This window comes from Alkalihalobacillus sp. FSL W8-0930 (genome assembly GCA_037965595.1).
Classification (GTDB): Bacteria; Bacillota; Bacilli; order Bacillales; family Bacillaceae_D; genus Alkalicoccobacillus.
Window position 1 is genome coordinate 918054 of the sequence record CP150183.1, and the last position, 23640, is coordinate 941693.

Consider the following 23640-nt stretch of genomic DNA (forward strand, 5'->3'; position numbering starts at 1 on the left):
TTTATAGATACTATATGGAGGCTTACTTACATGATTGAACGTTATACTCGTCCGGAAATGGGCGCCATTTGGACTGATGAAAACCGTTATAATGCTTGGCTAGAGGTTGAGATTGTTGCGTGTGAAGCATGGTCTGAGCTAGGAATGATTCCAAAGGAAGATGTTCAAAAGATTCGCGAGCATGCGAGCTTTGACATTGCACGAATTCTTGAAATTGAAGAAGAGACAAGACACGATGTGGTTGCCTTTACACGTGCGGTATCTGAAACACTTGGAGAAGAGCGCAAATGGGTTCATTACGGACTGACGTCAACAGATGTTGTAGATACAGCCCTTTCTTATTTACTTAAACAAGCAAATGATATTTTAGCTGCAGACTTAGATCGTTTTCTAGAAATCTTAAAAAACAAAGCTATTGAACATAAGTACACAGTAATGATGGGACGTACGCACGGTGTTCATGCAGAGCCAACAACATTTGGATTGAAGCTTGGCTTATGGTATGAGGAAATGAAACGTAACATTGAGCGCTTTAAACACGCAGCGGAGGGCGTACGTTTTGGTAAGCTGTCTGGTGCCGTTGGAACCTATGCCAACATTGACCCACAGATTGAACAGCTTGTTTGTGAGAAGCTTGGTCTGAATGCAGCACCAATCTCTACTCAAACCTTGCAACGTGATCGTCACGCAGAATATATGGCGACTCTTGCACTGATTGCAACGTCTGTAGAGAAATTTGCTGTTGAAATTCGTGGTCTTCAAAAGAGTGAGACGCGTGAAGTTGAAGAATTTTTTGCAAAAGGTCAAAAAGGATCTTCTGCAATGCCGCACAAGCGTAACCCAATCGGTTCTGAAAATATGACTGGGCTTGCTCGTTTAATTAGAGGCTACATGCTGACAGCCTACGAAAACGTACCATTATGGCACGAACGTGATATCTCTCACTCATCTGCTGAACGAGTGATTCTGCCGGATGCAACGATTGGTCTGAACTACATGTTAAATCGTTTCTCAAATATCGTGAAGAATCTTACTGTTTTCCCTGAAAACATGAAGCGTAACATGACGCGCACATACGGGCTTATTTACTCTCAACGCGTGCTTCTTTCTCTTATTGATAAAGGCATGGTTCGTGAGGAAGCCTATGACCTTGTTCAACCAAAAGCCACACAAGCGTGGGAAGAAGGTATTCAATTCCGCGAGCTTGTTGATGCAGAAGAGCGCATTACAGCGGTGCTATCTAAGGAAGAAATTGACGAATGCTTTAACTATGAACATCACTTAAAGCATGTAGATACGATTTTTAATCGCCTTGGCTTACAGTAAACCTTAGGGAGGTCCACACCAATGGAAAAACAGCAGCAGCTTTACGAAGGAAAGGCAAAACGAATTTATCAAACGTCTGAACCGGGTGTTCTTTGGGTCACGTATAAGGATGACGCAACAGCATTTAACGGAGAGAAAAAGGACACGCTTGAAGGTAAGGCGAGATTAAATAATGAGATTTCCACGTTAATCTTTACTCATTTAAATGAAAAAGGGCTTCATAGTCACTTCATTCGGAGATTATCTGACACGGAGCAACTTGTTCGTCAGGTGGAGATCGTTCCACTTGAAGTGGTTGTCCGAAATGTCGTTGCTGGAAGCATGGCAAAGCGTCTTGGAATAGAAGAAGGCACGCCACTTGTTGAACCAATCGTTGAGTTCTACTACAAAGATGATTCGTTAGGTGATCCACTTATCACAGAGGATCATGTGTATCTCTTAGGGGCAGCAACAGCCGAAGAGGTTGAATCTCTTAAAATTCAAGCCAAAAAAGTAAATGAGTTATTAGTAGAGTTGTTTGCAGGAATTGGTGTAAGACTCGTTGATTTTAAACTAGAGTTTGGTCGTACAGACGAAGGGAAGCTGCTGTTGGCTGATGAAATTTCACCTGACACATGTCGTCTTTGGGACATTAAAACAAACCAGAAGCTAGATAAAGATCTGTTTCGTCGTAATCTAGGAAGCTTGCAAGATGGATATCAGGAAATACTAACACGCTTGGGAGGCCAATAATGTATAAAGTTAAAGTCTACGTAACGTTAAGAGAAAGTGTTCTTGATCCTCAGGGGGTAGCGGTTCAAAATGCGCTACACACAATGGAGTATAAGGAAGTAGAAGAAGTACGTATCGGAAAATACATGGAGCTGACACTTGCAGATACAAGCAATGTGGACGCTCGTGTAAAAGAAATGTGCGAGAAGCTTTTAGCGAATACCGTTATTGAAGACTATAGCTATGACATTGAGGAGGTTGTCTCTTCATGAAGTTTGCGGTCATAGTATTTCCAGGCTCAAACTGTGACGCGGATATGTACCATGCGATCCGCGACCAGCTTGGGGAAGAGGTAGATTACGTGTGGCACAACGATACCTCACTTGATGGGTATGATGGCATTCTCTTGCCGGGTGGTTTCTCACATGGAGACTACTTGCGTTCAGGTGCCATTGCTAGATTTGCTCCAATTATGAATGCGGTCATTGAAGCGGCAAATGCAGGCGTACCCGTTCTTGGTGTTTGTAATGGATTCCAGGTTCTCTTGGAGGCTGGATTGCTTCCGGGTGCCATGAAGCGTAACGAGGGACTTAAATTTATCTGTCGTCCGGTACAACTATCGGTAGAAAACGCAGATACATTATTCACTTCAACTTATACAAAGGGGCAAGAGATTACGATTCCAGTCGCACATGGTGAAGGAAACTATGAATGTGACGAAGAAACGTATCAAGCTCTTGAAGCAAATAATCAAATTGTGTTCCGTTATAGCGAGAATGTAAATGGATCTCGTCATCAAATTGCAGGAATTGTGAACGAGGCAGGAAATGTACTCGGTATGATGCCTCACCCAGAGCGTGCTGTAGAAGAACTTCTTGGCAGTGATCAAGGGCTACCATTATTTCAATCTATTCTAAAAAACTGGAGGGACTCTCATGTCACTACTCGTTGAACCAACATCTGAACAGGTAAAAAAAGAAAAGCTGTATCAGGCTATGGGTTTAACTGATGATGAATTCCAGCTTGTTGAAGAGATTTTAGGGCGTACCCCTAACTATACAGAAACCGGATTATTCTCAGTTATGTGGTCAGAGCATTGCAGCTACAAAAACTCAAAGGTTCTTCTTAAGAAGTTCCCTGTAACAGGTGAAAAGGTTCTTCAAGGACCTGGTGAAGGTGCAGGAATTATTGATATTGGTGATGAACAGGCGGTTGTTTTTAAAATTGAAAGCCACAACCACCCTTCAGCGATTGAGCCTTATCAAGGAGCTGCAACCGGAGTTGGCGGAATTTTGCGTGATGTGTTCTCCATGGGAGCACGACCAATCTCGATATTAAATTCTCTTCGTTTTGGTGAACTAACGTCTCCAAAGGTTCGCTACCTATTTGAAGAGGTTGTTGCGGGTATTGCAGGATACGGAAACTGTATCGGTGTCCCAACAGTAGGGGGAGAAGTACAATTTGATCCTTGTTATGAAGGAAACCCTTTAGTGAATGCAATGTGTGTTGGTTTAATTGACCATAAAGACATTCAAAAAGGGCAAGCAAAAGGTGTAGGAAACACAGTGATGTACGTTGGCGCAAGCACAGGCCGGGACGGGATCCACGGTGCAACCTTTGCATCTGAGGAGTTAAGTGAAAGTTCAGAAGAGAAACGCCCAGCCGTTCAAGTAGGCGACCCATTTATGGAAAAGCTTTTACTTGAAGCATGCCTTGAGTTAATTCAAAGTGATGCGTTAGTTGGGATTCAAGACATGGGAGCGGCAGGACTAACATCGTCTTCTGCTGAGATGGCTAGTAAAGCTGGTTCTGGAATTGTGATGAACCTAGACCTGATTCCACAACGTGAAAAAGGCATGACTGCTTATGAGATGATGTTATCTGAATCTCAAGAGCGTATGCTTATCGTTGTGCAAAAAGGAAGAGAAGCTGAAATCAAAGAAATCGTCGATCGTTGGGGACTACTTTCAGCAGAGGTTGGTTACGTAACAGACGATAAACGTCTTCGTTTGATGCATAACGGCGAGGTAGCGGCAGATGTTCCTGTAGATGCACTAGCTGAAGAAGCACCTGTTTATCACAAGCCTTCATCTGTACCAGCTTATTACAAGGAGTTCCAAGAACAAGCTGCTTATGTACCTAAAGTAGAAGACTTTAATGAAACATTACTTAAACTACTAGCTCAGCCAACCATTGCGAGTAAGGAATGGGTCTATGATCAATACGACTACATGGTTCAAACAAACACGGTGGTATCACCTGGTTCCGATGCAGCTGTTGTGCGCATCCGTGATACACGTAAAGCACTTGCGATGACAACAGATTGTAATTCACGTTATCTATATCTAGATCCTGAAGTGGGTGGCAAGATTGCTGTAGCCGAGGCGGCTCGTAACATCGTCGCATCTGGTGGCGTACCTCTTGGAGTAACGGATTGCTTAAACTACGGTAGCCCTGATAAGCCTGAGATCTTCTGGCAGCTTGAAACATCAACAGACGGAATGAGTGAAGCGTGCCGTACGCTTGAAACACCGGTTATCGGTGGAAACGTTTCTCTTTACAATGAAACAACTGGTGGAGCGATTTACCCAACGCCTGTAATCGGTATGGTTGGACTAATTGAGGATCTTGATCATATTACAACGCAGGACTACAAGGCAGTTGGCGATCTTGTTTATCTTTTAGGCGAAACAAAACCTGAGTTTAGTGGAAGTGAGCTTCAAAAGCTTCAAGAAGGACGTATTTTCGGTAAGGCGCCTGAGATTGATTTATCTCTTGAGAAAGCTCGTTTAGAACAGCTTTTAAAAGCAATTCAATCTGGTCTCGTTGCATCTGCTCATGATGTATCTGAAGGTGGTCTTGCGGTTGCATTAGCAGAAGGAATGACATCTGGTACATTTGGTGTTCGCGTTCAACAAGAAGGTACAAACCCGGTTAACCTTTTTGCAGAAAGTCAGTCTCGTTTTGTTGTGACTATTTCTCCTGAACATCGTACAGCCTTTGAAGCGATTGTAGATGCGGAATGTATTGGTGAAGTCACAAATGAGAATCAATTAGTTGTATGTGACGAGAACGGCAAGGCAGTTCTTGATGTGTCACAAGAAGAAATCGTTAAGGCTTGGAAAGGAGCCATTCCATGTTTGCTGAAATAAAAGGCTTAAATGAAGAGTGTGGAGTATTTGCTGTTTGGGGACATAAAGACGCAGCGCAAATTACGTATTATGGTTTGCATAGTCTTCAGCATCGAGGTCAGGAAGGAGCAGGCATCGTTGTTTCTGACGGAGACACGTTGAATGTTCATAAAGGACTTGGTCTCGTAAATGAAGTCTTTGACCAGCAAACCTTACATTCTCTTCACGGCTCTGCGGCGATCGGTCATGTTCGTTATGCTACAGCTGGCGGCGGTGGATTCGCGAATGTACAGCCACTGATGTTTCGTTCACAGGTAGGCGGACTGGCCATTGCACACAACGGAAACATTGTGAATGCCAACAACCTTAAGCTTCAGCTTGAAAACCAAGGAAGTATCTTTCAATCTACATCCGATACAGAAGTACTCGCGCATCTCATTAAGCGTAGCGGCTATTGGTCTTTAGAAGACCAATTCCGCCATGCACTTGCCATGCTTAAAGGAGCCTATGCGTTTGCGGTGATGAATGAACATCAACTCATTGTTGCAATGGATCCAAATGGTCTGAGACCACTTGCTATTGGTCGCATTGGGGAAGCATACGTTGTCGCTTCTGAAACCTGTGCCTTTGATATCATCGGTGCAACATATGAACGTGACGTATTGCCTGGAGAAATGGTGATTATTGATGACAACGGATTACGTAGTGAACAATATGACAAATCACCGAATCCTGCGATCTGTAGCATGGAGTATGTGTACTTTGCTCGCCCTGATAGCAACGTTGAAACCATCAACGTTCATACGGCGAGAAAACAGCTGGGGAAACAGCTTGCCATTGAAGCACCAATCGAAGCAGATGTGGTAACTGGTGTGCCGGATTCTAGTATTTCAGCAGCCATTGGCTATGCCGAGCAAACAGGAATCCCTTATGAACTTGGATTAATTAAGAACCGCTATGTTGGACGTACGTTCATTCAGCCTTCACAGGAGCTACGTGAGCAAGGTGTGAAGATGAAGCTTTCAGCCGTACGTGGGGTTGTTGAAGGCAAACGAGTAGTTATGATCGATGACTCCATTGTTCGCGGGACTACGAGCCGGAGAATTGTGAATATGTTGAAGGAAGCTGGAGCCCTTGAGGTTCATGTGCGCATCAGTTCGCCTCCGATTAAGCATCCATGTTTCTACGGAATTGATACATCGACCACTTCAGAACTTATTGCTTCGCAGCATTCATTAGAAGAGATGCGTGACATGATGGGTGCAGATAGCTTAGCCTTTTTAAGCACAGATGGGTTAATGAAGGGAATTGGACGCAATCCGGAAATGAGTAATTGTGGTCAATGTTTGGCTTGCTTTACAGGAGAATATCCAACAGAAATTTATGCAGATACAGTTCATCCACACGCAAAGGTGTAATAAAGGGAGGCAGCATTCGCATGTCAGATGCATACAAACAAGCCGGTGTTGATATTGAAGCAGGCTATGAATCAGTAAAACGAATGGGACAGCACGTGAAAAGAACAGCTCGTGCAGGTGTTCTTGGAGGTCTAGGTGGATTCGGAGGCAACTTCGATTTATCTTCTCTAAACTACAAAGAACCGGTCCTTGTATCCGGAACAGACGGTGTAGGAACAAAGCTTATGCTTGCTTTTATGATGGATAAGCATGACACAATCGGTGTAGATGCCGTTGCGATGTGTGTGAACGATATTGTTGTTCAGGGTGCAGAGCCGCTTTATTTCCTTGATTACATCGCATGTGGAAAGGCTGATCCAGAGCGAATCGAAGCCATTGTCAAAGGAGTGGCAGATGGCTGTGAACAAGCTGGCTGTGCTCTTATTGGAGGCGAAACAGCTGAAATGCCGGGTATGTATGATCCGGAGGAATACGATCTAGCAGGATTTTCTGTTGGAGCTGTAGAGAAGTCCGCACTGATTACGGGCGATGCAATCAAGCCTGGCAATGTTGTCATTGGTCTAAGTTCAAGCGGCTTACACAGCAATGGTTTTTCACTTGTGAGACATGTGCTACTTGAAAAAGCAGGGTATGCTCTTACCGATCAAGTGGATGGTTTAGAGGACACATTGGGTGAAGTGTTACTAACTCCAACTAAGATCTATGTGAAGCCATTACTTGCTGCGATTAAACACCACACTGTAAACGGGCTTGCTCACATTACAGGCGGTGGTTTCTATGAAAATGTTCCGAGAATGCTGCCATCAGGTACAAAAGTAGAGATTGATAACGGCTCTTGGCCAGTTCCTTCCATCTTTAATGTGCTAGAAAGAGAAGGAGAATTGAGTGAAAAAGATCTTTTCTCTACTTTTAATATGGGAATTGGAATGATGCTTGTTGTTCCAGAAGATGAGCACCTTGATGTCATTCGTACACTTGAGTCAGAAGGTGAGCAGGCCTACATCATTGGGCGTGTGTCTCGCGGCGAAGGTGTAACTATTGGAGGCATTGATTCATGAAGATCGCTGTATTTGCTTCAGGTACAGGCTCAAATGCAGAGGCTCTAATGCAAGCCGCATCCCAAAAGCAACTAGGCGGCGAGGTCGCGCTTCTTATTTCTGATAAGCCGGGAGCTGGTGCGCTTGAAAAAGCTGAACGCTACGGGGTTCCTGCTATTGCGTTAGCGCCAAAGGACTTTCCAACGAAAGCAGATTATGAAGCAAAAGTAGTCTCTCATTTGCACGAGTACGGTGTGGAATTTGTCTGTCTAGCAGGATATATGAGATTGATTGGTTCCACCTTGCTAGATGCATACGAGGGACTAATTGTGAACATCCACCCATCGCTTTTACCAGCTTTTCCTGGATTAGACGCAGTGGGGCAGGCACTCGAAGCAGGAGTAAGTGAAACCGGTGTAACCATTCATTATGTTGATGCAGGCATGGATACTGGACCGATTATTGCCCAAGATAAAATTGTCATTGAAGAGACCGATTCAAGTGAAGATGTGTTCAAAAAGATTCAAGAAATTGAACATAAGCTGTATCCGCAAACGGTTAAGCAAATCATGGAGAGAAAAGTTGTAGGAGGAGACGGACAAAAATGAGTAAGAAACGAGCATTAATCAGTGTATCTAAAAAAGAAGGATTAGTACCATTTGTTCAAGGACTCGTAGAACAAGGCATTGAAGTCATCTCTACAGGTGGAACAAAAAAAGCGCTTGAAGAAGCCGGTGTCCCTGTGATCGGTATTTCAGAAGTGACGGGCTTCCCTGAAATTCTTGATGGACGAGTTAAAACCCTTCATCCAAACATCCATGGTGGCTTACTTGCGATGCGTGAGAAAGCGGAGCACCAGGAAGCTCTTAAAACACACTCGATTGATCCAATTGATTTTGTTGTCGTAAACCTATATCCATTTGCTGAGACAATTGCGAAGGAAGGCTCTACATTTGAAGACGCCATTGAAAATATCGATATCGGTGGGCCAAGCATGCTTCGTTCAGCAGCAAAGAATCACAACCACGTAACAGTTGTTGTCGATCCTTCCGACTATGAGCATGTGTTAGCTGAACTAAAAGAAAATGGAGCAGTTAACGGAGACACGCGTCGTCGTTTAGCAGCAAAAGTTTTCCGTCACACAGCTGCGTATGATGCGATGATTGGAAGCTATTTAACTGAAGCGGTGGGAGAAGAATACCCTGAATCTCTAACCCTTACATATGAGCGCAGTCAATCTCTTCGTTATGGAGAGAACCCACACCAAAAAGCAGCATTTTACAAATCTGCTCAAGGAGACAAGAGCTCAATCGCAAATGCGACACAGCTTCACGGCAAGGAGCTCTCTTACAATAATATTGGTGATGCGAATGCAGCTCTTGAGATTGTAAAGGAATTTTCTGAACCAGCAGCTGTCGCTGTAAAACACATGAATCCATGTGGAGTCGGTACAGGTGAAACAATTGAACAAGCATTCAACCGTGCGTACGAAGCAGATTCTGTATCCATTTTTGGTGGAATCATTGCATTGAATCGCGAAGTAGATGCTGTGACTGCTGAGAAGATGTCTACCATTTTCTTAGAAGTGATTATCGCTCCTAGCTTTACAGAAGAAGCAAAAGCGATCTTAACAAAAAAGAAAAATATCCGCTTACTTCAGCTTGCTATTGAGACAACAGAAAAAGCAGTGAACAAAGTCACATCTGTTCAAGGTGGATTGCTCGTACAAGAGGAAGACAAGCCAGAGGTAGATGAGACGAGCTGGACTGTTCCAACGAAACGTCAGCCAACAGGAGACGAATGGACAGCCTTAAAGTTAGGCTGGAAGGTTGTAAAGCATGTGAAATCCAATGCGATCGTATTAACAAACGGTGAAATGACAGTAGGTGTTGGAGCTGGACAAATGAACCGTGTTGGTGCGGCAGGAATTGCCATTGAACAAGCAGGTGAACGTGCAAACGGCTCAGCGCTTGCATCCGATGCATTCTTCCCAATGGGTGACACAGTGGAAGCAGCAGGAAAAGCAGGAGTCAAAGCGATTATTCAGCCGGGTGGATCGATCCGTGACGAAGAATCGGTTCAAAAAGCGGACGAATACGGCATTGCTATGGTATTCACTGGAACACGTCACTTTAAACACTAAGAGCGGAGGATGCCACAATGAATGTACTTGTAGTTGGAGGCGGTGGACGAGAGCATGCCATCGCGTGGAAGCTCTCGCAAAGCACAAAAGTTAAGAACGTATTTGCAGCACCGGGGAATCCGGGAATGACAGATGTAGCTCAAGTGGTTTCTATTGGTGAAACGGATTTTGCAGGTTTGATTTCATTTGCTAAAGAAAACAACGTAGAGTGGACCGTCATTGGACCAGAGGTGCCTTTAAGCCTTGGGATCGTTGACCACTTTAAAGAAGCTGGATTAAAGGTATTTGGACCAAACCAAGCCGCTGCAAAAATTGAAGGCAGTAAGTCCTTTGCGAAAGACTTGATGAATCGGTATGGCATCCCTACAGGTGCCTCTGCCACATTTTCTGACTACGTGGAAGCTGCGGCTTATGTAAAAGCTCAAGGTGCGCCGATCGTCATTAAAGCAGACGGACTTGCAGCTGGAAAAGGCGTAACGGTTGCGATGACAGAAGAGGAAGCACTAGCTGCTTTGTCTGACGTGCTAGAAGCCAATCGCTTTGGAGATGCTGGAGCAAGTGTGTTAGTTGAGGAGTATTTAGAAGGGGAAGAGCTATCCCTTATGGCGTTTGTTCATAATGATATCGTCGTGCCAATGGTCGGAGCGCAGGACCATAAGCGTGCATTTGATGGTGACAAAGGTCCGAATACCGGCGGGATGGGTGCATACTCTCCTGTGCCTCAATTTAATGCCAATCAAGTTGACGTGGCGGTTCGTGCTGTATTAGAGCCGGCTGCTTCGGCAATGGTTGAAGAAGGCACACCATTTACCGGCATTCTATATGCAGGCTTAATGATGACAGCAACGGGTCCAAAAGTGATTGAATTTAACGCTCGCTTTGGAGACCCAGAAACACAAGTGGTGCTTCCACGATTAGAGACAGATCTCATCGACGTGATGGAGCAATTACATTACGGTGAAAAACCAGAGCTCCTCTGGTCAGAAGAAGCAGTGGTTGGTGTGGTTATGGCGAGCACTGGTTACCCTGGAGAGTATCCAAAAGGTGTAGCCATCGCCGGACTTGAAGCAGCCGCCAAAAAAGGACTCGTTTTTCATGCAGGAACAGCCCTTCATGATGGAATCTGGCAAACAAACGGAGGCCGCGTCCTCCTCGTTGCAGCCAAAGGAGAAACCATTCAAGAAGCAAAGGAAAAAGCCTACGAATCCCTGCTCCATATTAAGAGCGAAGGCCTTTTTAACCGGACGGACATCGCGGACAAAGCAATTAAATAAAGATGAGTACAGCATCTGCTTCGGCGGGTGCTGTTTTTTGTTGAGTTGGGAGCGAGATCGATGCGATGGAGAGCAGGATCGATGCGATAGGGTGCTGGATCCATGTGATGGAGGAGGGATCGATGGGATAGAGGGGTGGATTCATGCGATGGAGGAGGGATCGATGTGATAGAGGGGTGGATGCATGTGATGGGGGAGGGATGGATGCGATAGGGAGCAGGATCCATGGGATAGACGCTAGGAGTGAAACGCTAACCCAAAAACAACTATTGCCCAGTACTCTATTTCCATGTTTTACTAATATTATAAATGTCAATCAATTCTAATTTAGAGGAGACCAAGACTAATGATCAGACGCATCACTTTGTTTCTGCTTTTTGCTTTAATCCCGTATGGTTATATTGGAATGCAGTTGGACTTTTCGTATCATGCAGTTATAGGTTACATTGGGTGGGGCATTGTTTTTATTTTGGTTGGGTTCTTGACAAGACGTAAGGTCCTAGGTCTTGAAACGGTCGCCATTCCAATCATTTCATATGTCATTTCCTACCTCTGTGTTCAAGCCTTCCAAATCGAACGGTGGTCCTACTTTTTCATTCCTTTTGGTGTTGAAAGCACATTGCTTCTATTTTACATTCTTAGTTTACTTGGGCTAGGTATAGGGCTGTTAATTGGCAAAAAGAAAAAGAACCCAGCGCTATGATGGGTTCATCACACGTCCATCCTGATGATGTTCGTGTTTTTTTGTTTCTATCTGATTTGCCTTGTTCATATACTTAATAGGACAAAAGCGAGTAATTCCTTCGGCTACCTTTAATGCACCTAGAATAATGCCGATAAAACCAATAAGGGATGCTTGTTTCTTAGCCGAAAATAATCCGAGCAATGTGAGGCCACATGTAAGGCGAATAAATGATTCAATGAGATGTAAATTTGGTTTCATGATCAGTTCCTCCACTTTAAAAAGTTATTTAATGCTTTTCACAATTAATGTGTGAAAAGATGTCACAAGTTTTTCCTATATAGACTTGATTTTGTGATAACATATAGACAAAAGAAAAATGAAATGGGTGATCTGCCAATGACGGAACGCATATATCGCTGGACGAAGAAACGCTTACGCCAGCACCTTGATGTCGTCAGGGGAGAAAAAGCGCCTTCAATTGTTCTCAAAAATGCTACGTATCTCAATCACGCCAGACGTAAATGGCTTAAAGCAAATATTTGGATTGCGGATGATCGAATTGTTTATGTTGGACAGGAGCTTCCCCCGGTAACAGATAAGGATACAGAAATAATTGAATGTAAGAACTCAGTCGTTGTACCTGGGTATATTGAGCACCATGCTCATCCGTTTCAATTATATAATCCCCATAGCTTTGCAAGATATGCTTCAGCTCGTGGGACAACAACACTGATCAATGATAATTTATATTTCTTTTCGAATGTTGAAAAAAAGAAAGCGCTTTCTTTGATTGAAAAGCTAGAGGAGATGCCTGCAAGTATGTACTGGTGGGCAAGATATGATCCTCAGACTGAGCTTCAGAGCGAGGCTCACTTTACGAATTCTCGCATGAAAGCATGGCTTGAGCATCATCTGGTTGTACAGGGTGGCGAGTTAACGTCATGGCCAAAAGTGCTAGAAGGTGATGATTCTACACTCCACTGGATGCAGGAGACCAGTCGCTTGCGTAAACCAATTGAAGGTCACCTGCCAGGAGCATCAGAACGGACATTATCTCAGATGGCCCTGCTTGGTGTCACATGTGATCATGAGGCGATAAACGGGGAAGAAGCTGTACGCCGTCTGGATATGGGGTATATGACTTCACTACGTCATTCTTCCATGCGTCCTGATTTGCCGAATCTGCTTCGTGAAATGCAAGAGCTTGGGGTTGACCATTTTGTACGTTGTATCATGACAACAGATGGATCTCCGCCTTCCTTTTATGAGGACGGAGTCATGGATAAATTAATTAAAATGGCACTTGATGCCGGGTTATCTGACTTTGATGCGTATGGGATGGCCACGTATTATGTAGCCAGATATTACAACTTGGATCATAAGCTAGGAATGATTGCACCTGGGCGCATCGCACATCTTAATTTCCTGTCTGACAAACATTCGCCAAAACCAATTGGTGTTTTAGCAAAAGGACAATGGATTGTTCGAGATGGAGTTGAATGTCAAGGAGAAGAGTCATTTGGCTGGAGCGATTATGGCATCAAACCACTTGATACGAGCTGGGACTTGGATGAGAGTGAATTGCACTTCTCTATGCCAATGGGAATCGAAATGGTAAATGCCGTTATCTTAAAGCCTTATCGCATTTCAGTTGAAGGAACAGTGAATGAGTTAAGTGATACTCATGATGAAAGCTTCTTTGTTCTGATCGACAAGAATGGTAAATGGATGATTAATACCATGATTAAAGGTTTCTCAAATAAAATCAAAGGGTTTGCTAGTTCCTTTTCGAACACAGGTGACTTCATTTTAATCGGCAAAAATGTGAAGGACATGGTTGCAGCTTTTCGTGCTGTTAAGGCACAAGGCGGCGGAATGGCACTTGTAGAGGACGGCGAAGTCATTGGAAATATCGTTCTTTCCTTAAATGGTGCAATGTCCGATAAGTCAATGGAAGGCATTATGGAAGAAGAGAAGAAATTTGTGTCTCAATTGCGTGATCGAGGCTATAAGCATGAAGATCCAATCTACAGTTTACAATTCTTTTCATCTACTCATTTGCCATATATTCGCGTTACACAAAGAGGAATCTATGATGTTACAAAGAAAAAGATACTCTTTCCTGCGATTATGCGCTAAAATGGTAAAGTATAAGTTCCTGGTCAAAAGATCAGGCATGCCGAAATTTTTGGAAAGGCGTGAAATGATTGCAAATCGATAAGTTACGCGGTAAGGAACTTGATCAACTGTTTAAAGCCGTTCTTTCACTAAAAGATTTAGAGGAATGCTATGAATTCTTTGATGATCTTTGCACAATTAATGAAATACAGTCACTGGCACAGCGTCTTGAGGTAGCTAGAATGCTTCAAAACGGATATACGTATCACAAAATTGAGACAGAGACTGGGGCAAGTACAGCAACAATCTCTAGGGTCAAACGTTGCTTAAATTACGGTAATGACAGTTACACGATGGCACTCGATCGTATCAAGGAAGAACAAACCGAGTCAACCGAATAAGTAAAAGCTATCTGACATGGTTCTGCCATGCTCAGGTAGCTTTTTTTTGAAAAAAGGTGTGCATCGATCGCTAAAATAGACTACAATAGTTCAAATATAAAAAAACGTGTTTGAAAGGGGCTTGCACGATGAACGCAGAATCACTCAAAACAACCATTGCGGCTTCTTCAAAGCAGAGCGTACCAGATCTTGTCATTACAAATGGTAAAGTGATTGATGTTTTTAATCTAACCATAATCGAAGCAGATGTAGCTGTAAGTGGAGGTCTCATTGTTGGTATTGGATCCTACCCAGACGCTAACCAGCGGATTGATGCAAAGGGAGCCTTTGTTTGTCCGGGCCTAATTGATGGTCACATCCATATTGAATCAGCCATGGTGCCTCCTGAGGAGTTCAGTAAAATTGTGGTGCCAAAGGGCGTCACAACTGTTATTGCCGATCCTCATGAAATTGCAAATGTCGGTGGGGCAGAAGCTGTTCGATATATGATTGATGCATCCAAGGACCTTCCATTGGATACTAAAATGATGATTCCTTCATGTGTACCTGCTGCACCATTTGAACATAATGGTGCAGATGTAACGGCAACAGATGTCAAAGCTTTATTTGAAGAAGGGCACGCATTTGGACTCGGGGAAGTCATGAATTACCCAGCTGTTTTATCTGGTGAAACGGATATGCTTGAAAAGATTTTAAGCGCGCATGCAGGCGGCCATGTGGTAGATGGCCATGCTGCCGGCTTAGACATTTACGCGTTAAATGCGTATCGTACAGCAGGTATTCGTAATGATCATGAGGCAGTAACCGCGGAGGAAGCGTTAGAGAGAGTTCGTCGTGGAATGTATGTGCTAATCCGTGAAGGAACGGCAGCAAAGGATCTCGAAGCCCTATTACCTGCGATCACACCGGCGAATGCAAGACGTTTTGCATTTGCGACAGATGACCGTCACTTAGATCATCTAATTAAAGAAGGTAGTATTGACGGAAGCATACGTAAGGCGATTAATCTTGGTATGTCAGAGCTTCAAGCTATTCAACTAGCTACACTTAATGCGGCAGAAGCATTTGGACTCCAGGAGAAAGGTGCGATTGCACCTGGCTATGAGGCAACGTTCCTCCTGGTGAATGACCTATCCACATTTACGGTCGATTCTGTTTTTGTAAAAGGTGAGCTGCATGCCACAAAAGGAGAGCCTGTGCAAAATGTTCGGGAATCGATTGACGCACCTGACCACTTACTGAAAAGCATGAACATGGCTCCTGTCACACTTCAAGATCTGTTGCTTCCAGCAAATCCAGATCAAGATGCGACCATTATTGAAAGTAGCCCTGGTTCGATCATTACAAAATCAATTAAAGAGTCGATTCAAGTGAGAGAAGGCTGCTTTCAACCTGATCCAGCTAAAAATCAACTAAAGCTAACGGTCGTTGAGCGCCATAAGCAGCGAGGCAATGTAGGACTCGGCATTGTAAAAGGAATTCCCATTAAAAATGGGGCCATTGTATCCACTGTCGCGCATGATTCTCATAACGTGATTGCATGTGGTACGGATGATGAAAGTATTCTTGCTGCGATTAACCACGTGAAAGAAATAGATGGTGGAATGGCAGTTGTGAAAGAAGGAAAAGTGGTGGCTAGCCTATCACTTGATCTTGCTGGACTGATGTCAACAAAACCCCATAAAATTGTCCAAAAGGAAATTCAAGCATTAGAACACGCTCTCCAGACAATCGGTTTTAACGAAGACTGGGATCCATTTTTAACCCTCGCTTTCTTGGCCTTACCAGTTATTCCAGCCTTAAAATTAACCGATACTGGTTTATTTGATGTCACGCAATTCAAGCACGTTTCAATCCAGTGATAACACTCAGAAGCTAGATACATTCAAATCAATAAAGAAAGCAGACGATTCGATATATGGATCGTCTGCTTTTTTATTTGACGAATGAGTCGAGACTTCTTCTTAAAACCTGTCATAAAACTGTCAAGATTTTTTGACAAAAACAGCGTAAAGGATTATTCTATATACGGTAGTCAGTAAGGCCTTGCCCATATTTTGTAGTGTTTTTTTATTTATGTTTGTGAGTACATTCACATTTGATAAATTGCAAGAGGCTCTACATAATCCTATACAAGCTAGGAGAAAATAGCTCAAGGCTATAAAGTAAAGGAGAATTGTACATGTCAGAAACGAGCGAACAACAACAAGTTTCACTAAGCAAGCAACAAGTAGAATTACTTGATCAGCTTTTGAAACCAGAGGTACAAGAATCACTCACAACGCTAGTTGATCAATTACCAAAATTGACTGAAATGATTACAGTAATGACGAAATCATACGATTTTGCTCATTCTGTTGCTACTGATGATGTGCTGAAAGCAGATACAGTTGGAGCAATTACAGAAATTCTTGAGCCAGTTAAAGAAACAGCGAAGGAAGTTGCTCAAACAGCAATTGAAGCAAAAGAGCGTGCAGAAGCAAGTAATGAAGTCATTGGAATTTTTGGCCTAATGAAGCTTCTAAAAGACCCTCAAGCTCAAAAGTTATTCCGCTTCACTCAAGCTTACCTTAATGTTATGAACGAGCGTGAGAACAAGAAGTAATTCAAGTGAACGGCTGATTAGTTGACTTAAAAACGGAGGAAAAAAGAATGTCAAAACATATTGTCATCCTAGGCGCAGGTTATGGCGGACTTTTAGCTGCTTTAACTGTTAGAAATTATTACAGTGAATCTCAAGCAAAAGTAACAGTGGTTAACCAAACTGGAACTCACCAAATTATTACGGAGCTTCACCGTTTAGCAGCTGGGAACATTGCTGAGGACGCTGTGGCTATGCCACTTGAAAAGCTATTTAAAGGGAAATCCATTGACCTTAAAATTGCAACAGTTAACTCGTTCTCTGTTGATAACAAAGAAGTAGTGTTATCAGACGGAAGCACGCTTAGCTACGATGCATTAGTGGTTGGTCTTGGAAGTAAAACAGCTTACTTCGGCATCCCTGGACTTGAAGAAAACAGCATGGTTCTTAAATCAGCAGCTGAAGCAAATCAAGTTCACAATCATATTCAAGATCGCATTCGCAAATATGCAAAAACAAAAAATGAAGCAGATGCTACAATTGTAATCGGTGGTGGTGGACTAACAGGTGTTGAGCTTGTTGGTGAGCTTGCTGATACATTACCTGCTTTCGCTAGATCACTTGGTGTAGATCCACAAGATATCAAATTAAAACTAGTAGAAGCTGGTCCGAAAATTCTTCCTGTACTACCAGATCATTTGATCGAGCGTGCGACGAAGAGTCTTGAAAAACGTGGCGTCGAGTTCTTAACAGGTCTTCCTGTTACAAACGTGGAAGGCAACATCATTGATCTAAAAGATGGTCAAAAAATTGTAGCTAACACATTTGTCTGGACAGGTGGCGTTCAAGGAAATCCTCTAGTTGGAGAATCTGGCCTTGAAGTAAACCGCGGTCGAGCGACTGTAACAGAAGGTCTTCAGTCTACTTCTCATGAAGATGTGTTTGTGGTTGGAGATAGTGCTGTATACTTCTCACCAGATGGTCGTCCATACCCGCCAACGGCTCAAATCGCATGGCAAATGGGTGAATTGGTTGGTTACAACTTATATGCGTACCTTGAAGGAAAGAAATGTGCGCCGTTTAGCCCAATCGACTCTGGAACACTTGCAAGCCTAGGCCGCAAAGATGCTGTTGCAACGATTGGTCAAAATTCTACGCCATTAAAGGGAATGCCTGCATCTCTTATGAAAGAAGCAAGTAATGTTCGTTACTTAACGCACATTAAAGGACTATTTAGCTTAGCATACTAATGATTAATCTGAAGGCTCAACTAAGAGCTTTCAGATTTTTTTTGTTTCCCTTATAATAGAGATATATGAATAAAAGGAGATGACTGATATGGCACGTTCAAAAGCTCAAAAACACCGCAAAAAGCTTGAACGAGAAGGAATGCGTAACCCAAGTAAGAACCGTAGTCCTTATGCGTTTGCTGACCTTGCAACAAGAAAAACCAAAACGAAAAAAGATTATCTATATACACGAACATCACTGAATCATTCGATCCGAACAGGAGACGATGATTCTTTTTTTATGAACAGTTTTAGAAAAAGCTTTATTAATCGTTTACTTGGGCGGAATCATACGGTATGATAATGATTATCAATGTTACTACAGATGAATGAGAACATACGTGTAAAAATCACAATTTGAATCGTGTAATTGTCAAGATAGGATGAACAGTATGGTGACTCTTGAAGAAGATCAAACAGTAGAACTAAAAAAGATAAAAAAGCGTCCGTTTGTGGCTACGTTTATTTTGGTGGTAGGACTTTTCATTTTATGCTTAGCAATAGGGACCTCCATCGCTTTGGGAGCTGCAGACATTGATCTTCAAACAGTCTGGCAAGCGTTGGTTCACTTTAATCCAGAGCTTACCCAGCATCAAATTATTCAAGAATTACGTATGCCTCGCGCACTGGGGGCCGCTTTAATTGGGGCGTTTCTCGCTGTATCTGGCGCGATTATGCAAGGAATGACCCGAAATCCATTAGCATCCCCTTCTATTATGGGGGTGACGGACGGCGCGGCATTTGCCATTGCCATCGCATTTGCTTTCTTTCCACATACATCATCCTTCCAGTTAATGCTTTGGTCATTTGCTGGGGCTGGACTCGGTGCCTCTCTTGTTTTTGGAGTTGGCTCAATGTCGCGAGGAGGATTAACACCCGTTAAGCTTGCTTTAGCTGGAGCCGCGGTTGGTGCATTTCTAAGTGCGATCTCTTCTACGATTGCCATCCGGTTTGATGTTGCGCAGGATATTAGCTTCTGGTTTGCAGGTGGTTTAGCAGGTACAAGATGGGTAAGCATTCAGATCATTGTGCCAGTTGCAATCATCGGATTAACCCTCGCATTTATCCTTGCCAGATCTGTGACTGTATTGAGCTTGGGGGACGAGGTAGCGAAGGGGTTAGGTCAACGTACTCGGTTAATCAAGATTCTCGGAACCCTTGTTGTGTTGCTTTTAACAGGTGCTGCGGTTTCTGTAGCAGGTTCTGTAGGGTTTGTTGGGCTCGTGATTCCGCATATTACTCGCTTTTTAGTCGGAGTCGATTATCGGTGGATTATTCCTTGCTCAGCAATACTCGGAGCGCTCTTGCTTGTACTAGCTGATATCGGTGCCAGGATGGTGAACCCACCTTTTGAAACACCGGTCGGGGCGATCACCGCTTTAGTTGGGGTTCCATTCTTCCTTTACCTTGCTAGAAGAGACGGGAGGGGATTGTAATGGACTCGTATAATCTAACAAAACAAAGCAAAAAACCCTTTATCATATTCGGCATTTTAATTCTCGCCATTATCGGGGTGTTTCTTTTAAGTTTAAATCTAGGATACATTCGTATCTCACCCTTCGATGTACTTAAAACCTTCTTAGGTATGGGAACAGACAAGGATGCACTGGTGCTTTTTCAATTTCGCTTACCGCGTATGGTTATTGCTCTCTTAATTGGTGCGGGACTTGCGGTATCAGGTGCCATCCTTCAAGGCGTGTCTCAAAATGGACTCGCGGATCCAGGGATTTTAGGCATTAACGCTGGAGCTGGATTTGCAGTTGTCTTATTTATTTTCTTTTTCCAAGGATCACTTACGGGTCTCGGAACCCTTTCCATTTTCATTATGCCTTTCTTTGCTTTACTTGGTGCCGTATTAGCTGCCTTTTTAATTTATGTTCTTGCATGGAAAAAAGGCGTGACGCCTGTCCGATTAATCTTAGTTGGAATTGGAATTAATGCAGGCTTTGCCGCTGCTCTGCTTGTATTTCAATTAAAAATGAACCCGCGTGATTTTATGCAGGCAACGATATGGTTGTCGGGTAGCATCTGGGGAACAAATTGGAAGTTTGTTTTAGCGACATTGCCTTGGATTCTAATCCTCATACCGTTTACACTTTATAAAGCTCGGTATTTAAATATTTTAAACTTAGGTGATCAGGTAGCAACAAACTTAGGTGCTCGTGTAGAAAAAGAGCGGAGAATTCTCTTGTTCTTATCCGTTGCGCTTGCAGGAGCATGTGTAGCTGTTGGAGGAGGAATTGCCTTTCTTGGACTTGTTGCACCTCATATTGCCCGCAAGCTAGTTGGTCCGAAGCATCAATACTTAATTCCTGCCTCAGCGCTTGTTGGCGCATTGCTGTTGCTAGTGGCAGATATGCTTGGGCGCAATGTCTTACAGCCATCTGAAATTCCTGTAGGCCTCGTGGTAGCAATGCTTGGCGCGCCTTACTTTTTATATTTATTAATGAAAACCCCATAACTTGAGGAGTGAGTAGAATGGTTAGACTTCAAACAGAAGCTTTGGATATTTCATATGGTGATCGCGATATTGTTAAGGGACTTGATTTAGAAATTCCCGAAGGACAAATAACCACAATCATAGGTCCAAATGGATGTGGGAAGTCTACGATTCTAAAAACGATGGCTCGAATCCATAATGCAAAAAAAGGGGCAGTCTATCTTGATGGGACTGCGATTCATAAAGAATCAACGAAGACGATTGCGAAGAAAATGGCTATTCTGCCTCAAACACCTGAAGCGCCAAGTGGCTTAACAGTAACGGAGCTTGTGTCTTACGGACGTTTCCCGCACCAAAAAGGTTTCGGTAAACTGACGAAAGAAGATCATGACTTGATCTATTGGGCACTTGAAGTAACGGGTATGCTCGAATTTCATGATCGTCCAATCGATGCGTTATCTGGAGGCCAGCGTCAACGTGTCTGGATTGCCATGGCACTTGCACAGGAAACGGATCTACTCCTGCTTGATGAACCAACTACGTATTTAGACTTGGCTCACCAGCTTGAGATTCTTCAACTTCTTGAACGCTTGAATAAGGAACAAGGACGCACAATTGTGATGGTCATTCATGACTTAAATCATGCAGCACGTTTTGCTCATCATATGGTTGCACTGAACGCTGGTACCATCGTCAAAGAAGGAATGCCTGAAATGGTGATGACAAGCGAAGTACTAGAGCGTGTATTCAATATCGATGCAGAAGTTGTTCGAGATCCAAGAACAAATAAGCCTGTTTGCCTCACATACGACCTGCTAAGTACAAAAGTGATCGGTTCTAAACAAACATACGCGTACGCTTAATACGAACATCGTAAAATCTTTACATGTACTTTATGTTCTATTAACACGGTCCCCCTATACTTAAGATAACCATAAGAAGAGGGGAGCCGTGTTCATGGAGACAGAAGAGAACATTGTGATTGGGTCTGGCTGGGCGTTATTAATTAGCTTACCTTGCTGGGCGGCCTTATTTGGAATCGTTAAAGGAATCTCACTTCTACTATAATCGTCACTCTTCCATTAATAGAATCTCAGAACACGCCCTAAGCGCCTATGCTAGGGTTTTTTTGAGATTTATCAGATTATTTATAAATCCTTTATAGCGTTTAAGTATCAAAGAATGTTAGAATAGTTCGAACGCTTAGAGAGAGGAATGTTGGTTATGCAAGGAGTAGAGAGAGTAGGACAAGTGATTAGTAAGTATTTTGCACTTATTGTTATTTTAGTTAGTATTATCGCGTTTATAGCGCCTGGTGGATTTACATGGATCGTTCCGTACATCACACTATTACTTGGTATCATTATGTTTGGTATGGGGTTAACGATGAAAGCAACTGATTTTGCCATCGTCGCTAAGAAGCCAATCCCGGTTATTATTGGGGTTATCGCACAGTTTGTATTTATGCCTGGGATCGCCTTTGCGCTCACTCAGCTGTTTGATTTTCCTTATGAATTAGCTGTTGGTATTATTTTAGTTGGAGCGTGTCCCGGTGGTACAGCATCAAATGTCATGGTGTTTTTATCTAAAGGAGACTTGCCACTATCAGTAGCAATGACATCCATTTCTACATTACTCGCTCCAATTATGACACCAGCCATTGTTTTGCTTTTAGCTAGCCAATACGTGGATGTAAATACAGGCTCCATGTTCTTATCGATTGTACAAGTGGTTATTATTCCAATTGTACTCGGAATCTTACTTCGGAGGTTCTTCCCTAAAGTCGTTACTAAAAGTGTTCCTGCACTACCGCTCGTGTCAATCTTGGCGATCCTTGCCATCGTGACAGCGGTTGTGTCTAACAATAAAGAAAACCTAGCGACAACGGCTTTTATTCTATTTTTAGCTGTGTTACTTCATAATACGTTAGGGTTACTACTAGGATATATAGCCGCATGGATGTTTAAGCTTGATGAAAGTAAGAAGCGTGCGGTGTCCATTGAAATTGGCATGCAAAACTCAGGGTTAGGTGCATCGCTTGCCACGCAATATTTTGAACCGATCACAGCCTTACCAAGTGCAATCTTTTCAGTAGTTCATAACATCACTGGGCCAATTATGGTATCGATTTGGTCTAAGAGACCAATTAAGGAGTAAGCTGACGCAGGTACATCAGATCCATGATGTACCTGCGTTTTTTGACGGTTTTAAGCAATTGCTTAGACGACAACCTTCTCATTCTTTGTTATAATGTACGTACAAAAGTCTCATTTTACGTAGTATGAAAAGGTCCGCAGTTGCGGCTTTTTTTGTGTAAATGTCCTCTCAGGAGTTGATGATATGGCTGAGTATCAGCATTGGAAACATGTATTTAAACTTGATCCAAATAAAGAACTGTCCGACGCGGCTTTAGAAGCAATATGCGAGTCAGGTACAGATGCAATTATAGTAGGTGGCACAGATGGAGTAACACTCGATAACACACTTCAGCTACTCGTACGTATTAGACGTTATGCAGTACCTTGTGTACTTGAAGTATCAAATGTAGATGCCATCACGCCGGGGTTTGATTATTTCTTTATTCCAACTGTCTTGAACAGTCAGAAGGTAGAATGGATTACCGGCCAGCATCATGCGGCCCTAAAAGAATACGGAGCCATTATGAATTGGGATGAAGTGATCCCGGAAGGCTATTGTGTATTAAATCCAGACGCAAAGGTTGCCCAATTAACTGATGCCGCGTGTGATCTTGATACCGAGGATGTACTCGCTTATGCAAGAATGGCAGAGAATCTGTACAAGCTTCCGATTTTTTATTTAGAATATAGTGGAACCTATGGAGATCCTAACATTGTGAAGCAGGTATCATCTGTTCTTGAAGAAACAAGATTGGTTTACGGTGGCGGCATTGAGTCAAGAGCCAAGGCAGAAGAGATGGCGGCTTATGCAGATACGATTGTAGTCGGCAATGTCATTTATACAAACCTACAAGAAGCGTTAAAAACGGTTCAAGCAGTAAAAGGAGACTTGCTTTCTTAGTAGAATTTAGTAAGATAAAAATAAGAACATTTGTTTGGTGGTGTGAG

Annotated in this window: 23 protein-coding genes; 22 read left to right on the forward strand and 1 reads right to left on the reverse strand. The window is 43.0% G+C overall.

The window, feature by feature from the left end; genetic code table 11:
- Positions 1–30 precede the first annotated feature (30 nt).
- From purB to NSQ54_04940, 11 genes are all read left to right on the forward strand, one after another.
- On the forward strand, positions 31–1326 hold the full coding sequence (gene purB / locus NSQ54_04890) for an adenylosuccinate lyase (GenBank protein WYP27447.1): 1296 nt from the start codon (positions 31–33) through the stop codon (positions 1324–1326).
- 21 nt (positions 1327–1347) lie between these two features.
- Positions 1348–2058, forward strand: coding sequence for a phosphoribosylaminoimidazolesuccinocarboxamide synthase (purC, locus tag NSQ54_04895; protein ID WYP27448.1), 711 nt, complete (start codon positions 1348–1350; stop codon positions 2056–2058).
- Positions 2058–2309, forward strand: a complete 252-nt coding sequence (gene purS / locus NSQ54_04900) for a phosphoribosylformylglycinamidine synthase subunit PurS (protein WYP27449.1) — start codon at positions 2058–2060, stop codon at positions 2307–2309. Before purC ends, purS begins: the two co-directional genes overlap by 1 nt.
- Positions 2306–2989 carry a phosphoribosylformylglycinamidine synthase subunit PurQ gene (gene purQ / locus NSQ54_04905; protein WYP27450.1) on the forward strand — a complete coding sequence of 228 codons (684 nt, stop codon included), beginning with the start codon at positions 2306–2308 and terminating at the stop codon, positions 2987–2989. Before purS ends, purQ begins: the two co-directional genes overlap by 4 nt.
- Positions 2973–5189 carry a phosphoribosylformylglycinamidine synthase subunit PurL gene (gene purL / locus NSQ54_04910; GenBank protein ID WYP27451.1) on the forward strand — a complete coding sequence of 739 codons (2217 nt, stop codon included), beginning with the start codon at positions 2973–2975 and terminating at the stop codon, positions 5187–5189. Before purQ ends, purL begins: the two co-directional genes overlap by 17 nt.
- Positions 5174–6586 (forward strand): amidophosphoribosyltransferase, encoded by a 1413-nt coding sequence (gene purF, locus NSQ54_04915; GenBank protein WYP27452.1) that lies wholly within the window; start codon positions 5174–5176, stop codon positions 6584–6586. The genes purL and purF overlap by 16 nt, the downstream gene beginning before the upstream one ends.
- A 20-nt stretch (positions 6587–6606) precedes the next feature.
- Positions 6607–7644 (forward strand): phosphoribosylformylglycinamidine cyclo-ligase, encoded by a 1038-nt coding sequence (purM, locus tag NSQ54_04920; protein WYP27453.1) that lies wholly within the window; start codon positions 6607–6609, stop codon positions 7642–7644.
- Positions 7641–8231 carry a phosphoribosylglycinamide formyltransferase gene (purN, locus tag NSQ54_04925; protein ID WYP27454.1) on the forward strand — a complete coding sequence of 197 codons (591 nt, stop codon included), beginning with the start codon at positions 7641–7643 and terminating at the stop codon, positions 8229–8231. Before purM ends, purN begins: the two co-directional genes overlap by 4 nt.
- The gene (gene purH, locus NSQ54_04930) at positions 8228–9766 is read left to right on the forward strand and encodes a bifunctional phosphoribosylaminoimidazolecarboxamide formyltransferase/IMP cyclohydrolase (protein WYP27455.1); all 1539 of its coding nucleotides are present in this window, start codon (positions 8228–8230) and stop codon (positions 9764–9766) included. The genes purN and purH overlap by 4 nt, the downstream gene beginning before the upstream one ends.
- 17 nt (positions 9767–9783) lie before the next feature.
- Positions 9784–11040, forward strand: coding sequence for a phosphoribosylamine--glycine ligase (gene purD, locus NSQ54_04935; GenBank protein WYP27456.1), 1257 nt, complete (start codon positions 9784–9786; stop codon positions 11038–11040).
- A 346-nt stretch (positions 11041–11386) separates the two neighbouring features.
- Positions 11387–11743, forward strand: a complete 357-nt coding sequence (locus NSQ54_04940; GenBank protein ID WYP27457.1) for a hypothetical protein — start codon at positions 11387–11389, stop codon at positions 11741–11743.
- Here the strand turns inward: NSQ54_04940 and NSQ54_04945 are convergent.
- Positions 11738–11983, reverse strand: coding sequence for a DUF2892 domain-containing protein (locus NSQ54_04945; protein ID WYP27458.1), 246 nt, complete (start codon positions 11981–11983; stop codon positions 11738–11740). The genes NSQ54_04940 and NSQ54_04945 overlap by 6 nt on opposite strands.
- 138 nt (positions 11984–12121) lie before the next feature.
- On the opposite strand from NSQ54_04945, the gene NSQ54_04950 reads away from it, so the two are divergent.
- The 11 genes from NSQ54_04950 to NSQ54_05000 all read left to right on the forward strand — a co-directional run bounded on the left by NSQ54_04950 (position 12122) and on the right by NSQ54_05000 (position 23593).
- Complete coding sequence (locus NSQ54_04950) at positions 12122–13864, forward strand: adenine deaminase C-terminal domain-containing protein (protein WYP27459.1); 1743 nt, start codon at positions 12122–12124, stop codon at positions 13862–13864.
- 68 nt (positions 13865–13932) lie between these two features.
- A complete protein-coding gene (locus NSQ54_04955; GenBank protein ID WYP27460.1) occupies positions 13933–14244 on the forward strand; it encodes a YerC/YecD family TrpR-related protein in 312 nt (103 codons plus the stop codon).
- A gap of 128 nt (positions 14245–14372) precedes the next feature.
- Positions 14373–16106, forward strand: coding sequence for an adenine deaminase (gene ade, locus NSQ54_04960; protein WYP27461.1), 1734 nt, complete (start codon positions 14373–14375; stop codon positions 16104–16106).
- A 320-nt stretch (positions 16107–16426) separates the two neighbouring features.
- The gene (locus NSQ54_04965; protein WYP27462.1) at positions 16427–16849 is read left to right on the forward strand and encodes a DUF1641 domain-containing protein; all 423 of its coding nucleotides are present in this window, start codon (positions 16427–16429) and stop codon (positions 16847–16849) included.
- Between the two features lie 47 nt (positions 16850–16896).
- Positions 16897–18075 (forward strand): NAD(P)/FAD-dependent oxidoreductase, encoded by a 1179-nt coding sequence (locus tag NSQ54_04970; GenBank protein WYP27463.1) that lies wholly within the window; start codon positions 16897–16899, stop codon positions 18073–18075.
- A gap of 88 nt (positions 18076–18163) precedes the next feature.
- The gene (locus NSQ54_04975; protein WYP27464.1) at positions 18164–18415 is read left to right on the forward strand and encodes a hypothetical protein; all 252 of its coding nucleotides are present in this window, start codon (positions 18164–18166) and stop codon (positions 18413–18415) included.
- A 91-nt stretch (positions 18416–18506) separates the two neighbouring features.
- Positions 18507–19550 (forward strand): iron ABC transporter permease, encoded by a 1044-nt coding sequence (locus tag NSQ54_04980; protein WYP27465.1) that lies wholly within the window; start codon positions 18507–18509, stop codon positions 19548–19550.
- Positions 19550–20575, forward strand: coding sequence for an iron ABC transporter permease (locus tag NSQ54_04985; GenBank protein WYP27466.1), 1026 nt, complete (start codon positions 19550–19552; stop codon positions 20573–20575). The genes NSQ54_04980 and NSQ54_04985 overlap by 1 nt, the downstream gene beginning before the upstream one ends.
- Before the next feature lie 17 nt (positions 20576–20592).
- A complete protein-coding gene (locus NSQ54_04990; protein ID WYP27467.1) occupies positions 20593–21417 on the forward strand; it encodes an ABC transporter ATP-binding protein in 825 nt (274 codons plus the stop codon).
- Positions 21418–21778: 361 nt separating this feature from the next.
- A complete protein-coding gene (locus NSQ54_04995) occupies positions 21779–22711 on the forward strand; it encodes a bile acid:sodium symporter family protein (GenBank protein WYP27468.1) in 933 nt (310 codons plus the stop codon).
- A 183-nt stretch (positions 22712–22894) separates the two neighbouring features.
- Positions 22895–23593 carry a heptaprenylglyceryl phosphate synthase gene (locus NSQ54_05000; protein ID WYP27469.1) on the forward strand — a complete coding sequence of 233 codons (699 nt, stop codon included), beginning with the start codon at positions 22895–22897 and terminating at the stop codon, positions 23591–23593.
- Positions 23594–23640: the final 47 nt, after the last annotated feature.

What these genes read in the sequence shown, in the direction of transcription:
- purS (WYP27449.1), top strand. Translation starts at nt 2,058, where the DNA reads ATGTATAAAGTTAAAGTCTACGTAACGTTAAGAGAAAGTGTTCTTGAT.
- purC (WYP27448.1), top strand. Translation starts at nt 1,348, where the DNA reads ATGGAAAAACAGCAGCAGCTTTACGAAGGAAAGGCAAAACGAATTTAT.
- purN (WYP27454.1), top strand. Translation starts at nt 7,641, where the DNA reads ATGAAGATCGCTGTATTTGCTTCAGGTACAGGCTCAAATGCAGAGGCT.
- purB (WYP27447.1), top strand. Translation starts at nt 31, where the DNA reads ATGATTGAACGTTATACTCGTCCGGAAATGGGCGCCATTTGGACTGAT.
- NSQ54_05000 (WYP27469.1), top strand. Translation starts at nt 22,895, where the DNA reads ATGGCTGAGTATCAGCATTGGAAACATGTATTTAAACTTGATCCAAAT.
- NSQ54_04945 (WYP27458.1), bottom strand. Translation starts at nt 11,983, where the DNA reads ATGAAACCAAATTTACATCTCATTGAATCATTTATTCGCCTTACATGT.
- NSQ54_04975 (WYP27464.1), top strand. Translation starts at nt 18,164, where the DNA reads ATGGCACGTTCAAAAGCTCAAAAACACCGCAAAAAGCTTGAACGAGAA.
- NSQ54_04965 (WYP27462.1), top strand. Translation starts at nt 16,427, where the DNA reads ATGTCAGAAACGAGCGAACAACAACAAGTTTCACTAAGCAAGCAACAA.
- purQ (WYP27450.1), top strand. Translation starts at nt 2,306, where the DNA reads ATGAAGTTTGCGGTCATAGTATTTCCAGGCTCAAACTGTGACGCGGAT.
- purL (WYP27451.1), top strand. Translation starts at nt 2,973, where the DNA reads ATGTCACTACTCGTTGAACCAACATCTGAACAGGTAAAAAAAGAAAAG.
- NSQ54_04970 (WYP27463.1), top strand. Translation starts at nt 16,897, where the DNA reads ATGTCAAAACATATTGTCATCCTAGGCGCAGGTTATGGCGGACTTTTA.
- purD (WYP27456.1), top strand. Translation starts at nt 9,784, where the DNA reads ATGAATGTACTTGTAGTTGGAGGCGGTGGACGAGAGCATGCCATCGCG.
- purM (WYP27453.1), top strand. Translation starts at nt 6,607, where the DNA reads ATGTCAGATGCATACAAACAAGCCGGTGTTGATATTGAAGCAGGCTAT.
- NSQ54_04940 (WYP27457.1), top strand. Translation starts at nt 11,387, where the DNA reads ATGATCAGACGCATCACTTTGTTTCTGCTTTTTGCTTTAATCCCGTAT.
- NSQ54_04950 (WYP27459.1), top strand. Translation starts at nt 12,122, where the DNA reads ATGACGGAACGCATATATCGCTGGACGAAGAAACGCTTACGCCAGCAC.
- NSQ54_04985 (WYP27466.1), top strand. Translation starts at nt 19,550, where the DNA reads ATGGACTCGTATAATCTAACAAAACAAAGCAAAAAACCCTTTATCATA.
- NSQ54_04995 (WYP27468.1), top strand. Translation starts at nt 21,779, where the DNA reads ATGCAAGGAGTAGAGAGAGTAGGACAAGTGATTAGTAAGTATTTTGCA.
- NSQ54_04990 (WYP27467.1), top strand. Translation starts at nt 20,593, where the DNA reads ATGGTTAGACTTCAAACAGAAGCTTTGGATATTTCATATGGTGATCGC.
- NSQ54_04980 (WYP27465.1), top strand. Translation starts at nt 18,507, where the DNA reads ATGGTGACTCTTGAAGAAGATCAAACAGTAGAACTAAAAAAGATAAAA.
- ade (WYP27461.1), top strand. Translation starts at nt 14,373, where the DNA reads ATGAACGCAGAATCACTCAAAACAACCATTGCGGCTTCTTCAAAGCAG.
- purH (WYP27455.1), top strand. Translation starts at nt 8,228, where the DNA reads ATGAGTAAGAAACGAGCATTAATCAGTGTATCTAAAAAAGAAGGATTA.
- purF (WYP27452.1), top strand. Translation starts at nt 5,174, where the DNA reads ATGTTTGCTGAAATAAAAGGCTTAAATGAAGAGTGTGGAGTATTTGCT.